Annotated in this window: 13 protein-coding genes; 12 read left to right on the top strand and 1 reads right to left on the bottom strand. The window is 70.2% G+C overall.

Translation table 11 applies throughout. The features are described from left to right. Positions 1 to 125: 125 nt before the first annotated feature. From AC07AG_RS19115 to AC07AG_RS19090, 6 genes are all read left to right on the top strand, one after another. Entirely contained in the window at positions 126 to 713 is a 588-nt protein-coding gene (locus AC07AG_RS19115) for a CGNR zinc finger domain-containing protein (RefSeq protein ID WP_478756209.1), read from the top strand. Positions 714 to 808: 95 nt separating this feature from the next. Continuing rightward, positions 809 to 1,393, top strand: coding sequence for a sigma-70 family RNA polymerase sigma factor (locus AC07AG_RS19110; RefSeq protein WP_478756208.1), 585 nt, complete (start codon positions 809 to 811; stop codon positions 1,391 to 1,393). Next, positions 1,390 to 2,202 (top strand): anti-sigma factor family protein, encoded by an 813-nt coding sequence (locus AC07AG_RS19105; RefSeq protein WP_249589627.1) that lies wholly within the window; start codon positions 1,390 to 1,392, stop codon positions 2,200 to 2,202. The genes AC07AG_RS19110 and AC07AG_RS19105 overlap by 4 nt, the downstream gene beginning before the upstream one ends. An 82-nt stretch (positions 2,203 to 2,284) precedes the next feature. Beyond that, positions 2,285 to 4,651 (top strand): HelD family protein, encoded by a 2,367-nt coding sequence (locus AC07AG_RS19100; protein WP_478756207.1) that lies wholly within the window; start codon positions 2,285 to 2,287, stop codon positions 4,649 to 4,651. A 377-nt stretch (positions 4,652 to 5,028) separates the two neighbouring features. Then, complete coding sequence (locus AC07AG_RS19095) at positions 5,029 to 6,462, top strand: NAD-dependent malic enzyme (protein ID WP_478756206.1); 1,434 nt, start codon at positions 5,029 to 5,031, stop codon at positions 6,460 to 6,462. A gap of 295 nt (positions 6,463 to 6,757) precedes the next feature. Next, positions 6,758 to 7,039: an HU family DNA-binding protein gene (locus AC07AG_RS19090; RefSeq protein WP_016645140.1), complete on the top strand. Its 282-nt coding sequence runs from the start codon at positions 6,758 to 6,760 to the stop codon at positions 7,037 to 7,039. Between the two features lie 71 nt (positions 7,040 to 7,110). Here the strand turns inward: AC07AG_RS19090 and murA are convergent, their stop codons facing one another. Beyond that, on the bottom strand, positions 7,111 to 8,454 hold the full coding sequence (gene murA / locus AC07AG_RS19085) for a UDP-N-acetylglucosamine 1-carboxyvinyltransferase (protein ID WP_478756205.1): 1,344 nt from the start codon (positions 8,452 to 8,454) through the stop codon (positions 7,111 to 7,113). A 245-nt stretch (positions 8,455 to 8,699) separates the two neighbouring features. Here murA and AC07AG_RS19080 point away from each other — a divergent pair, with 245 nt between their 5' ends. The 6 genes from AC07AG_RS19080 to AC07AG_RS19055 all read left to right on the top strand — a co-directional run bounded on the left by AC07AG_RS19080 (position 8,700) and on the right by AC07AG_RS19055 (position 12,987). Then, positions 8,700 to 9,308 (top strand): YqgE/AlgH family protein, encoded by a 609-nt coding sequence (locus AC07AG_RS19080; RefSeq protein WP_478756204.1) that lies wholly within the window; start codon positions 8,700 to 8,702, stop codon positions 9,306 to 9,308. Between the two features lie 166 nt (positions 9,309 to 9,474). After that, positions 9,475 to 9,789: a hypothetical protein gene (locus tag AC07AG_RS19075; RefSeq protein WP_249589637.1), complete on the top strand. Its 315-nt coding sequence runs from the start codon at positions 9,475 to 9,477 to the stop codon at positions 9,787 to 9,789. Next, positions 9,786 to 11,084 (top strand): putative T7SS-secreted protein, encoded by a 1,299-nt coding sequence (locus tag AC07AG_RS19070; protein WP_478756203.1) that lies wholly within the window; start codon positions 9,786 to 9,788, stop codon positions 11,082 to 11,084. Before AC07AG_RS19075 ends, AC07AG_RS19070 begins: the two co-directional genes overlap by 4 nt. A 12-nt stretch (positions 11,085 to 11,096) precedes the next feature. Beyond that, positions 11,097 to 11,678 (top strand): hypothetical protein, encoded by a 582-nt coding sequence (locus AC07AG_RS19065; RefSeq protein ID WP_478756202.1) that lies wholly within the window; start codon positions 11,097 to 11,099, stop codon positions 11,676 to 11,678. Further along, the gene (locus tag AC07AG_RS19060; protein ID WP_478756201.1) at positions 11,675 to 12,439 is read left to right on the top strand and encodes a hypothetical protein; all 765 of its coding nucleotides are present in this window, start codon (positions 11,675 to 11,677) and stop codon (positions 12,437 to 12,439) included. Before AC07AG_RS19065 ends, AC07AG_RS19060 begins: the two co-directional genes overlap by 4 nt. After that, entirely contained in the window at positions 12,436 to 12,987 is a 552-nt protein-coding gene (locus AC07AG_RS19055; RefSeq protein WP_478756200.1) for a hypothetical protein, read from the top strand. Before AC07AG_RS19060 ends, AC07AG_RS19055 begins: the two co-directional genes overlap by 4 nt. Positions 12,988 to 13,051 lie beyond the last annotated feature (64 nt).

The following is a 13,051-nucleotide window of genomic DNA, read 5'->3' as shown; positions in this document are numbered from 1 at the left end:
CGAAGCGCACCCCCATAAGCGCGCGTCTCACGTCATGCGCGGTGGCAGGGGTTCCGCGCCCGCCCAAGGCGAGGCACTGTAAGGGGGAGCACTCACCGGTAACCCCACAAGGCGGTGACAGGCGCATGGCACTGGGCATGGACCCGGCCACGTACGAGCTGCGATTCGACTCCGGGCGGAGCTGTCTGGACCTCGTGGCGACGAACCATCCCGTGGAACGGCTCGACTCCGTGGACCGGCTGCTCGCCTGGCTCGCGGGCGCCGGGCTGATCCCGGATCACACGGCCCTGCCGGGAGCGAGGCCGGTCTGGCTCGTCGCCTTCCGTGAACTGCGCGCGCATGTCGGGCAGTTGGTGCTCGACGAACTCGAAGGGCGGTCCGCCGACGCCGCGTTGGCCAGGGTCAACGCCCTCGCCGCGACGGCGCCACCGGCCCCGCGCGCCGTACGGCACCCCGACGGCAGCCTCGTCCGCGCCCTGGACGGCGACCTGGGCTGCGCGGCCCTGCTCGCCGTGGTGGCACGCGATGCCGTCGACCTGCTCACCGATCCCGTCGCCCGCGCCCTGCTGCGCCAGTGCGAGGGCGACAACTGCCCCATCGTGTACCTGGACACCTCACGTGGACGCCGCCGCCGCTGGTGCTCCAGCGAGGTGTGCGGCAACCGCGAGCGGGTGGCCAGACACCGGCGCAGGGCGGCACTCGCGCGGGCCTGATCGAAAACTTTCCGGCACGGCTGAACACAGCCGCTCCCGTGTACGTACATCCCCGGTGAGCCAGCCAAGACGAAGAGCGGACACCGGAGGCAGACGTGCGCAAGGATTCCGCCGTGGCCGATGAGCGCCCGCAGGAACGCCCGCACCGACATCGCCTGGTCCCCCAACGCAACGGACCGGACGAGGAGTTGATGCGCGCCCTCTATCGCGAGCACGCGGGTCCACTTCTGGCCTATGTGCTCCGGCTTGTGGCGGGAGACCGGCAGCGCGCCGAAGATGTCGTACAGGAAACGCTCATCCGTGCCTGGAAGAACGCCGGTCAGCTCAATCGTGCGACCGGTTCGGTACGCCCCTGGCTGGTGACGGTCGCCCGGCGCATCGTCATCGACGGCCACCGCAGCCGGCAGGCCCGGCCGCAGGAGGTCGATCCGTCGCCGCTGGAGGTCATCCCCGCGGAGGACGAGATCGATAAGGCGCTGTGGCTGATGACTCTTTCGGACGCGCTCGACGACCTGACTCCCGCGCACCGGGAGGTACTTGTCGAGACCTATTTCAAGGGGCGTACGGTCAATGAGGCGGCCGCGACACTGGGTATACCCAGTGGGACGGTGCGTTCGCGGGTCTTCTACGCGCTTCGCTCGATGAAGCTGGCGCTCGAGGAGCGGGGGGTGACGGCATGAACGAGTCCTACGGACATGACGCGCGGGGCCATGCGGAAGCGGGCGACGTGCACGAGACCGTCGGCGCCTACGCCCTCGGCATCCTGGACGACGCGGAGGCGACCGCCTTCGAGGCCCATCTGGCGGGCTGCGCGTTCTGCGCGCACCAGCTGGAGGAGTTCTCCGGCATGGAGCCGATGCTGGCCGCGCTCGCGGACTTCCCGGACGCGCGCGGGGTACCGCGCGGCGTACCGGAGATCGGTGAGCAGCTCGCCGCGCGGCCGAGCCCGCGGCTCGCGGACCGGCTCGTGGACGAGGTCTCCGTGAAGCGCGCGCAGAAGCGCAGGCGCGGCATGTATCTCGTGGCCGCGGCGGCGGCGCTGATCGTCGGCGGGCCGCTCACGGTCCTCGCGGTGAGCGACGGCGGCGGTACGACGGACGTGGCGGGCGAGCCGCATCCCACGAGCCCCGCCGAGGACGCCTTCTTCAACCACATGGACGACAAGATCAAGGCCACGGACCCCAAGACCAAGGTCAGCGCCACGGTCGGCACGGAGAAGAAGGCCTGGGGCACGCACACGGTCCTTGAGCTGAAGAACGTGAAGGGCCCGCTCAAGTGCTCCCTGGTCGCGGTCGGCAAGGACGGCGAGAAGGAGACGGTGACCACCTGGTCCGTCCCGAAGTGGGGATACGGCATCGAGGACAGCCCGAACAAATGGGCCCGCAGCCCCCTGTATGTCCACGGGGGAGCCGCGATGGACCGCAACGACATCGACCACTTCGAGGTGACCACCTTCGACGGCGACCGCCTGGTGGAGGTCGACGCGTAGGAGAAGTGCACAGAGGGGTCCCCTTTCGCGTACGGTAGACGGCTGCTCAATAGGGCAGCTGCACGTCCGGAAAGGGGCCTCGGTGGCCGACGTACGCGACCGTGAGATCAGCGTCGAACAAGAACATCTCGACCAGGTCTACCGGCGTCTCGAGGAGAAGATCCACGAGGCCGAGTTCCTCATGACCGACGCGGCCAAGCGCTCCCAGGTCGGCACGCCCGGCGCGCTCGCCGAGCGGGACGCGCAGGTGTTCCGCGCGGGGGTGCATCTCAACCGGCTCAACAGCGAGTTCGAGGACTTCCTCTTCGGGAGGATCGACCTGCTGCTCGGCAAGGACGGCAAGAAGGGCCCGGACGGCGCGTACACGTCGGTCGAGCCCGCCGAGGACGCGGTGAGCGAGAACAACACCGCCCAGATCGCCGAGACCCTGCACATCGGCCGCATCGGCGTCCTGGACGCGGACTACTCCCCGCTCGTCATCGACTGGCGGGCCCCGGCCGCGGCGCCCTTCTACCGCTCGACGCCGGTCGACCCCGGCCGTGTCGTGCGCCGCCGGGTCATCCGCTCCAAGGGCCGCAAGGTCCTGGGCGTCGAGGACGACCTGATGCGCCCGGAGCTCACGGCGACCCTGAACGGCGAGAGCCTGCCCGTCATCGGCGACGGCGCCCTGATGGCGGCGCTCGGCCAGGCCCGCAGCCACACCATGCGGGACATCGTGGCGTCGATCCAGGCCGAGCAGGACATGGTCATCCGTGCGCCCGCCGCATCGGTGACGTACGTCGAGGGCGGCCCCGGCACCGGCAAGACCGCCGTGGCGCTGCACCGCGCGGCCTACCTGCTCTACCAGGACCGCCGCCGGTACGCGGGCGGCATCCTCATCGTCTCGCCGACCCCGCTGCTCGTGGCCTACACGGAGGGCGTGCTGCCCTCGCTCGGCGAGGAGGGCCAGGTCGCGATCCGCGCGGTGGGCGCGCTGGCCGACGACGCGTCCGGCGCGGTGGAGGCCACGGTCTACGACTCGCCCGCGGTGGCCCGGGTCAAGGGCTCGTCCCGGATGCTGCACGTCCTGCGGAAGGCGGCACGTGGCGCCCTGGAGAGCGGGCCGGGGACGGTGGCGAAGGCTCCCGCACAGGACGGCCAGCTGTCCTTCGGGGACTTCGGCGACGAGGACGACGACGAGGGGCCCCGGACCCCCGCCGAGACCCCCACACGGCTGCGTGTGGTCGCCTTCGGCCGCCGCCTGGAGCTTGAGGCCGACGCCCTGGGCCGCATCCGGCGCAACGCGCTCAGCGGCACGGCCCCCGTCAACCTCCTGCGCCCGCGCGCCCGCAAGCTCCTCCTGGACGCCCTGTGGTCGCAGTCCGGCTCCGCCGGGCGGCACAGCGACCCGGAGCTCGCCGCCGAGCTGCGCTCGTCGTTCGACGAGGACATCACCTCCGAGGACGACTTCATCCGCTTCCTCGACGCCTGGTGGCCCGAACTCACCCCGCGCTCGGTGCTCTCCGCGATGGGCGACGAGCGGCGCCTGGGGCGCTGGGCGCGCCGCGTCCTGAACCCGGGCGAGGTCCGCAAGGTCGCCCGCTCGCTCAAGCGCGACGCCCTGTCGGTGCACGACGTGGCGCTCATCGACGAGCTCCAGTCGATTCTCGGTACGCCGCCCAAGCCCCGCAAGAAGAAGGATCTCGACCCCCTCGACCTGCTCACGGGCCTCGACGAACTGATGCCGCAGCGCGAGGAGTCGCAGCGCGAGCGCGCCGAGCGGCTCGCGGCGGAGCGCACCGAGTACGCCCACGTGATCGTCGACGAGGCGCAGGACCTGACCCCCATGCAGTGGCGCATGGTCGGCCGCAGGGGCCGGCACGCGACGTGGACGATCGTCGGCGACCCCGCGCAGTCCTCCTGGTCCGACCCGGACGAGGCGGCGGCCGCCCGTGACGAGGCCCTGGGCAGCCGCCCGCGCCGCCGCTTCACCCTCACCGTCAACTACCGCAACCCCGCCGAGATCGCCGACCTCGCCGCCAAGGTGCTCGCGCTCGCGATGCCCGGCTCCGAGTCGCCGTCGGCCGTCCGGTCCACGGGAGTGAAGCCCCGCTTCGCCGTCGTACGCGACAAGGACCTGGGTGCGTCGGTGCGCGAGGAGGCGGCGCGGCTCCTGGAGCAGGTGGACGGCACCGTCGGTGTCGTCGTGGCGATGAACCGCCGTGAGCAGGCGGCCAAATGGCTCGACGGGCTCGGCGGCCGGGTCGTCGCGCTCGGCAGCCTGGAGGCCAAGGGCCTGGAGTACGACGCGACGGTCGTCGTCTCGCCCGCGGAGATCGCGGACGAGTCCCCCGCGGGCCTGCGGGTCCTGTACGTGGCGCTGACGCGTGCCACGCAGCAGCTGACGGTCCTGTCCGGCGAGCGCGACGACCCGGACGGGGACGGGGTGCCGGACCTGCTCCGAGAATGACTTCAGAGACTTGTCGGGACGGGAATTGCCTTACGGGGATCGTTTGTTACCGTTGATGTGGCACCGGCCCGATCCAAGCCCCCGGGCCCAACCTTCGTCGCTACGAGCGACCACTTGCCGCGAGGCGAGCATGGCGGGTCGGTGTCATCAACGTAGGGAGAGGCCCTCGTCACCACGTGACGAGGGCCTCTTTCGGTTTCAACCACCGGTTTCCGCTTCCCCCTACCGGCGTCCCCCAACTTCTCGTATGGTGGAAACTAGTTTCCGAAAAGCCGGTGAACGAAAAGTTCGCAATCCGAGGCGGCTACCACGTACTCAGTGGTAGGTGCGACGATCGGACGGCAAGAGCAACACGGTGAAAGCAGAGGAAGTCGGCCATGGCAACGGCGCCCAGCGTCTCCTACTCGAACACGGTCCGGTTGGAGGTGCCCGCGAGCGGCACCGCGGTCTCCCAGATCACCACGGCCGTCGAGTCCCACGGAGGCTCGGTGACCGGCCTCGACGTCACGGCCTCCGGCCATGAGGCGCTCCGGATCGACGTCACGATCGCGGCGACCTCCACGACGCACGGCGACGAGATCGTCGCGCAGCTGCGCACCATCGAGGGCGTCACCGTCGGCAAGGTCTCCGACCGTACGTTCCTGATGCACCTCGGCGGCAAGATCGAGATGCAGTCGAAGCACCCCATCAGGAACCGTGACGACCTCTCCATGATCTACACCCCGGGCGTGGCCCGCGTGTGCATGGCGATCGCCGAGAACCCCGAGGACGCGCGCCGCCTCACCATCAAGCGCAACTCCGTTGCGGTCGTAACGGACGGTTCGGCCGTTCTCGGCCTCGGGAACATCGGCCCGAAGGCCGCCCTTCCCGTCATGGAGGGCAAGGCGGCCCTCTTCAAGCGCTTCGCGGGGATCGACGCCTGGCCGCTGTGCCTGGACACCCAGGACACGGACGCGATCGTCGAGATCGTGAAGGCGATCGCCCCCGGCTTCGCGGGCATCAACCTCGAGGACATCTCGGCGCCGCGCTGCTTCGAGATCGAGGCCCGCCTGCGCGAGGCCCTGGACATCCCCGTCTTCCACGACGACCAGCACGGCACCGCGATCGTCGTACTCGCCGCGCTGACCAACGCACTTCGCGTGGTGGGCAAGGGTGTCGGCGACGTACGCGTCGTCATGTCCGGTGCGGGCGCGGCCGGTACGGCCATCCTCAAGCTGCTCATCGCGGCGGGCGTCAAGCACGCCGTCGTGGCCGACATCCACGGTGTCGTGCACGCGGACCGCGAGGACCTCGTGGACGCCGCGCCGGACTCGCCGCTGCGCTGGATCGCCGACAACACCAACCCCGAGGGCGCCCGCGGCACCCTCAAGGAAGCGGTCGTCGGCGCCGACGTCTTCATCGGCGTCTCGGCCCCGAACGTCCTGAACGGCGACGACGTCGCGGCCATGGCGGAAGGCGCCATCGTGTTCGCGCTCGCGAACCCGGACCCCGAGGTCGAGCCCACGGTCGCCCGCCAGACGGCGGCGGTCGTGGCCACGGGCCGCTCGGACTTCCCGAACCAGATCAACAACGTCCTGGTCTTCCCCGGTGTCTTCCGCGGTCTGCTCGACGCCCAGTCGCGCACCGTCAACACGGAGATGATGCTGGCGGCGGCAGGCGCCCTCGCGGACGTCGTCGCCGAGGACGAGCTCAACCCGAACTACATCATCCCCAGCGTCTTCAACGACAAGGTCGCGGGCGCGGTCGCCGATGCGGTGCGCAACGCGGCGAAGGCGGCTGGGGTGGCTGTGACAGGCGCCACGGCCCAGTAGTACGGCGCGTCGCGGAACGCAGGGGTCCTCAAGGCCCTCTAGGGTGGCGTGGAAGCGCGCCCCCGACTGCCACCTTCCAGGGGCGGTGAAGCTTTTCGTGTGACCCCCAGGGGCCCCGGATTGGCTTTCCCGCCGCAGGTGGGGGCAGGATGCCTTTCTGGGCGCGAGGGTCCGGATGACGGACCCGGGTCCGGGGCCTGACCGAGGACCCTGGCAGCATCGGCTTCGCTGTGCCCATCATGCGGCTCCGCCGCGTGGCACGCCTCAACGGCAAGAAGAACACGGGAGTACAAACATGAACCGCAGTGAGCTGGTGGCCGCGCTGGCCGACCGCGCCGAGGTGACCCGCAAGGACGCCGACGCCGTGCTGGCCGCGTTCGCCGAGACCGTCGGCGAGATCGTTGCCAAGGGCGACGAGAAGGTCACCATCCCCGGCTTCCTGACCTTCGAGCGCACCCACCGTGCCGCTCGCACCGCCCGGAACCCGCAGACCGGCGAGCCGATCAACATCCCGGCCGGCTACAGCGTCAAGGTTTCGGCGGGCTCCAAGCTCAAGGAAGCCGCCAAGGGCAAGTAGCCTCAGGCAGTACATAGAAGGGGCGGTCACCCACCGGGTGACCGCCCCTTCTGCGTGCGTGCGAGGCCGCGTCAGCCGAGCGTGGCCCTGCCCGGCAGCTCCACCTTCGCGCCGAGCTCCACGAGCTTGTCCATGAAGTTCTCGTAGCCGCGGTTGATCAGGTCGATGCCGTGGACGCGGGACGTCCCCTGCGCCGCCAGGGCCGCGATCAGGTACGAGAAGCCGCCGCGCAGGTCGGGAATGACCAGATCGGCGCCCTGGAGCTTCGTGGGGCCGCTGACGACCGCCGAGTGGAGGAAGTTGCGCTGCCCGAATCGGCAGTGCGAGCCACCCAGGCACTCGCGGTAGAGCTGGATGTGTGCGCCCATCTGGTTGAGCGCGGAGGTGAATCCGAGCCGGGACTCGTAGACCGTCTCGTGGACGATGGAGAGGCCCGCGGCCTGCGTCAGGGCGACGACCAGGGGCTGCTGCCAGTCCGTCTGGAAGCCGGGGTGCACGTCCGTCTCCAGGGCGATCGCGTTGAGCGAGCCGCCCGGGTGCCAGAAGCGGATGCCCTCGTCGTCGATCTCGAAGGCACCGCCCACCTTCCGGTAGGTGTTCAGGAACGTCATCATCGAGCGCTGCTGGGCGCCGCGGACGTAGATGTTGCCTTCGGTCGCCAGGGCCGCGGAAGCCCAGGAGGCGGCCTCCAGGCGGTCCGAGAGGGCGGAGTGGTCGTAGCCGCCCAGGCTGTCGACACCGGTGACCCTTATGGTCCGGTCGGTGTCCATCGCGATGATCGCGCCCATCTTCTGCAGGACGCAGATGAGGTCTTCGATCTCAGGTTCGACGGCGGCGTTCGAGAGCTCGGTGACGCCTTCCGCCAGTACGGCGGTCAGCAGGACCTGCTCGGTGGCGCCCACGGACGGGTACGGCAGCTGGATCTTCGTGCCGCGCAGCCGCTGCGGGGCCTCCAGATACTGGCCGCCCTCGCGCTTCTCGATGGTGGCGCCGAACTGGCGGAGCACCTCGAAGTGGAAGTCGATCGGCCGGCCGCCGATGTCGCAGCCGCCGAGGCCGGGGATGAAGGCGTGGCCGAGGCGGTGCAGGAGCGGCCCGCAGAACAGGATCGGGATCCGCGAGGAGCCCGCGTGCGCGTCGATGTCCGCGACGTTGGCGCTCTCCACGTGCGAGGGGTCCATGACCAGCTCGCCCGGCTCCTCACCGGGGCGGACCGTGACGCCATGCAGCTGCAGGAGTCCGCGTACGACGCGGACGTCGCGGATGTCGGGGACATTGCGCAGCCTGCTCGGAGCGCTGCCGAGCAGCGCGGCGACCATGGCCTTGGGCACGAGGTTCTTCGCGCCGCGGACACGGATCTCGCCCTCCAGCGGGGTTCCGCCGTGGACAAGCAGTACATCGTCGGTGACGGTCATGAATCTCGCGTTCCGATTGGATGGACGGGTGGACCAAAGGGCAAGCGTAATGGGCGCGTACCCCCCTTCCGTAAGGCTGAGGACGCGCAAACCGCGTCAGGAGTTCGCGACAACACGAACCGTTCGGAACCGGACACTCCGGGTCACCGGCGAAAGTGTGCGCTCCAGACGCGCCTGTGCGCCCCTGAGCTGCATTCACTCCTGTACGGGCATTGCCTCCCCCCGCGGGGCAAAGATGCGGGATCATGTCGTTCATGACCGAGGTGTCCTCGCTCACAGGGCGGCTGCTCGTGGCCACGCCTGCCCTGGCGGACCCGAACTTCGACCGCGCGGTGGTGCTGCTCCTCGACCACGACGAGGAGGGCTCGCTCGGCGTGGTCCTCAACCGGCCCACGCCGGTGGACGTCGCGGACATCCTGGAGGGCTGGGGTGATCTGGCCGGGGCGCCGGGAGTCGTCTTCCAGGGCGGCCCCGTCTCGCTCGACTCGGCGCTCGGCGTGGCGGTGATCCCCGGCGAGGAGGGCGCGTCCCCCGCATCCCGGCCGCGCCCGTCCAGAGGAGAACCGATCGGCTGGCGCCGCGTGCACGGCGCGATCGGCCTGGTCGACCTGGACACACCCCCCGAACTCCTGGCCCCCGCGCTCGGCTCCCTGCGGATCTTCGCCGGGTACGCGGGCTGGGGTCCGGGCCAGCTGGAGGACGAACTCGTCGAGGGCGCCTGGTACGTGGTGGAGTCCGAGCCGGGCGACGTGTCGTCCCCGGATCCGGAGCGACTGTGGCGCGCGGTGCTGCGGAGGCAGCGGAGCGAGCTGGCGATGGTGGCGACGTATCCGGATGATCCATCCCTTAACTGACAGGTCAGCGCCCCAAGACGGTTCCCAGTAGCGCAACCACGAGTCACACGGATAGCGTCCTGACGCGTACTTGACGTCTTGCATACGGGGGTTGACCGTGAAGCGCCGCAATCCGCCCAAGTTGCCTGCCCTCGTGGCGGCTTCGTTCGCGCGGGGGGTCTGAGTCGTGTCGGACAGAACCAGATACGACCTCGACCTCATCAAGGATTGCTCGGAGTCGCTCTACCGCATCCACCGTGAGTTCAAGGAGAACGGCGACCCCTCCGACGGCTACGAGAAGGACTTGGGCAGCGACAAGCTGCGCGAGATCTTCGACGACTTCTCCAGCACCTGGAAGAAGACGCGCAAGAAGCTGAACAAGGACATCGAGAACCTCGCCAAGATCACCGCCGATGCGGCCAAGGCGTACGAGGACATCGACCACGAGCTCGCCAACGCGCTCCGGGACGCGAAGAAGAGCGACAAGAAGGGTGCGAAGTGAGCGGGCGGCCGAGCGACTGGACTCCTCTCTACGACTCCGATCCCGTGCCGGGCGACCCGTACGAGGTCGCGCGCCTGGGCAAGAAGCTGCGCGGCATGGCCGAGGAGATCGACAAGCAGGCGCGGAACATCAAGGCGCTGGCGTCGGTCGAGAGCTGGGACAGCGACGCCGGGCGCGCCTTCCACGAGGTCGCGGGCGACACGGCGGGGCGCCTGAAGAAGGCGTTCGACCGCTATGACGAGGCCGCCGACGCCCTGGGCACCAAGGTCAGGGAAGGCGAGTCCAAGGAGTACGCCAGCGAGCTGCACCGCGCGCAGCGCATGGCGGACAAGGCCCTTGAGGAGTTCCGCAAGGCGGAGGTCGAGCAGAAGGCCGCGCTCAAGGAGCTGGACAAGACCGAGGGGACGGTGCCCTCCTCCAAGGAGGACTCGGTCGACCGGACGAAGCAGCAGAAGAAGCGCGACGACGCCACGACGATCATGGCTCAGCACCGCGGCAAGATCATGGAAGCGGTCGAGATCCGTGACGACGCCGCGAGCGCGGCGGCCAAGAAGATCAAGAACGTGATCCACCACGACGGGGTGCGCGACCCCGGCGGGTTCATGAACTGGATCGCGGATCACGCCGATTGGTTCACGGCCGCGGCCACGGTCCTCGCGGTGGCGGCGCTCGTCGCGGCGATCGTCCTGTCGGGCGGCACCCTGGCGATCGTCCTGGTCGGTGTCGGGGCCGCGATGAGTGCCACGGCCCTGTCCGGCCGGTTGTACGACGTCTTCGCGCGCGGCGGGAAACTCGACCTGCTGGCGATCGGCATCGACGTCCTCGGCATCATCCCCGGGCTCGGCGCCCTGAAGGGGCTCACCGCGGCCGCCAAGGGCGCCCGCCTCGCCGGCGCGGGCAAGGGTGTCTGGGGCGCGTTCACCAACGGCTTCGCCGTGAAGAACATCAACAAGGGCGTCGGCTTCGCCTCCAAGATGCTCGCCAAGCGCGGCATCACCACGCCCAAGCTGCCGGCCGGGGGCTGGAACCCGGAGGTCGTCACCCGCTACATCAAGGGTGCCGCCCTGGGGAACCTGTACGTGAAGTCCATCCTCCGGATGAAGGAGGCCATGGGCCCGGACGACGGCAAGACCCACCCCATCACCCCGCACCCGGGTCCCGGACCGAGGCCGAGCGCCCCGCCGACCACGCCGTCGACACCGGGCACGCCCACGCCCACGCCTTCCCCGAGGCCGGGTCCCAGCCCGAGCCCCTCCTCGTCGTCGTTCCACTCCTCGCTGGCCCCGGCCGGGTAAGGAGCGGGGCGGATGATCGACTACCACGCCCTGGGGCGCGGCACGTTCGTCGACGACAGCGGGACCGAGCACGAGCTGGTTCCGTCGTCGGTCATCTCCGCCGTGCCCGCGGCACGGGAGGCGGCCGAGGCGTACGGGCGTGCCGTGCGGTTCGACTTCCTCGACGACCGGGCCGTGCACCGGCTGATGTTCCAGCGGCGGCGGGACACGGAGAAGGGGAGCCTTGTCGGCTGTTTCCTCGCCGTGCCGCTGCTCGTCTTCGGGGTCGGCGCGTGGCCGTTCTGGGATCTCGTCGCGTCCCTGAGGCCCAGGCCCTTCCAGATCGCCTTCTTCTGCGTGGACGCACTGCTCCTGCTGGCTTCGATCGGCGTGGCCTACCGCCTGCGCGGCCCCGATGCGGCCGATCCGGCCCTGCGGAACATGCGCTGCAGGGTCCGCCTCTACCGGAAGATCGTCGGCATCGCCCGCAGGGGCGGCGCCGACATCCCCGGCCTCTACCCCTACTACGGCATGTACGCCACCTCCCGGAAGTTCTTCCCCGAGGCCCCCGAACTCCCCATACCACCGCTCCCGGAAAGCAACGGCGCCAAGTGACCACGCAATCCCCAGCAGCCACGACGTCCCCGGCGGCCCCTCCCTACGAGCCGTTGCGGTTCGAGGCGACGATCCCTGCGCAGAACTCCGGTCCCGATGCCGAGGCCGGTGCCCGCATCGACTCCGACGGCATCCACGTCCGCTGGGTGATGCCGGAGATCTTCCACGACCTCCCCCTCCACGAGGAGGACGAGGACGAAGGGGCCCGGCTCCTGGAGGAGCTCGCGGCGAAGGCGCTGCCCGGCGCCGAGGACGAGGACATGCTCAAGCTCGCGGTCATCTGCGCGCTCGGCATCGACGACCTGCTGGAGGCCGGGGCCGAGTACGCGGCCATCGCCGTGGGCGCCGTCGGCGACGACCCGTGCAGCGCCACGGTCTACGCGGCCCTGGTCGACAGCCCCGAGGACGAGGACGCGGACCCCCTCGCGGCGATCGCGTCCAGCCTGCGCCGTGACGACGCGGGCGAGGTCAGGGAGATCCTGCTGCCGTGCGGCCCCGCGGTGTCCTGCGTGGGTACGCGCGTCGACAAGGTCACCGGTGAGCTGACCGAGTCCCCGGACGGCATCAGGATCCCGACGTCGTTCATCCGCGTCTATGTCCCGCTGCCGAACGGGACGACCCTGGTGATGGAGCTGGGGACGCCCACGCAGGTCGGCTGGGACGAGTTCTCGACGATGTTCGGGAACATAGTGAGCAGCATCCGCCTGTTCGAGGCGGACGGCGAGCCGCTGATCATCCCGGACCGGGACACGGACGCGTGAGCGACACCGTGGCGCCGCCGTCGGACTACCGGATCCTCGTGCCGCGCGACTGGTTCCGCGTCGACCTGACGCAGGAGCGGTGGCGCGGCCAGCTGAAGACCTTCGTGGACCGCGAGTCCGGGAGCGGGAGCGCGCCCGAAGAGGTGCGGCGGTCCCTGTGGACGACCCTGCGCAACATCGCCGAACGCGGCGCGGCGGACGGCGCGTTGGAGTTCTACCTCAAGACCGAGACGCCCGAGGGCACGGCCTACCCCGCCTCGCTCATGGTCTCGCTGCTGCCCACGCCTCCCGGGCTCGCCCCGGAAGTGGGGGAGTTGGCCCGGACCCTCGCGCGGCGCAGGGGGGACGCCTCGCGGGTCGAGGCGGTGGAGCTGCCCGCGGGCGATGCGGTCCGTGCGACGACGGACACGACGCTGGACTTCCACGTGCGGATGCCGGGCGGTGTGGGCTATCTGCTGCTCGCGTTCTCCGTGCCGCTGAGCGGCACGGAGGGGCCCATGGGGGATCTGTGCGAGGCGATCGCGTACTCCCTGCGGTGGGTGGAGTGACCGGGGCGGGCTGATCCGGGTGGGCGTTCCGCGGGGGCGCCGGGTCCCGGGCGATGCCCGTAAC

This window comes from Streptomyces sp. NPDC044044, from assembly GCF_056434405.1.
Note: the sequence above shows the minus strand (reverse complement) of the source record. Positions and strands in the feature narration are given on the sequence as shown.

What these genes read in the sequence shown, in the direction of transcription:
- AC07AG_RS19090 (WP_016645140.1), top strand. Translation starts at nt 6,758, where the DNA reads ATGAACCGCAGTGAGCTGGTGGCCGCGCTGGCCGACCGCGCCGAGGTG.
- AC07AG_RS19105 (WP_249589627.1), top strand. Translation starts at nt 1,390, where the DNA reads ATGAACGAGTCCTACGGACATGACGCGCGGGGCCATGCGGAAGCGGGC.
- murA (WP_478756205.1), bottom strand. Translation starts at nt 8,454, where the DNA reads ATGACCGTCACCGACGATGTACTGCTTGTCCACGGCGGAACCCCGCTG.
- AC07AG_RS19080 (WP_478756204.1), top strand. Translation starts at nt 8,700, where the DNA reads ATGTCGTTCATGACCGAGGTGTCCTCGCTCACAGGGCGGCTGCTCGTG.
- AC07AG_RS19095 (WP_478756206.1), top strand. Translation starts at nt 5,029, where the DNA reads ATGGCAACGGCGCCCAGCGTCTCCTACTCGAACACGGTCCGGTTGGAG.
- AC07AG_RS19115 (WP_478756209.1), top strand. Translation starts at nt 126, where the DNA reads ATGGCACTGGGCATGGACCCGGCCACGTACGAGCTGCGATTCGACTCC.
- AC07AG_RS19065 (WP_478756202.1), top strand. Translation starts at nt 11,097, where the DNA reads ATGATCGACTACCACGCCCTGGGGCGCGGCACGTTCGTCGACGACAGC.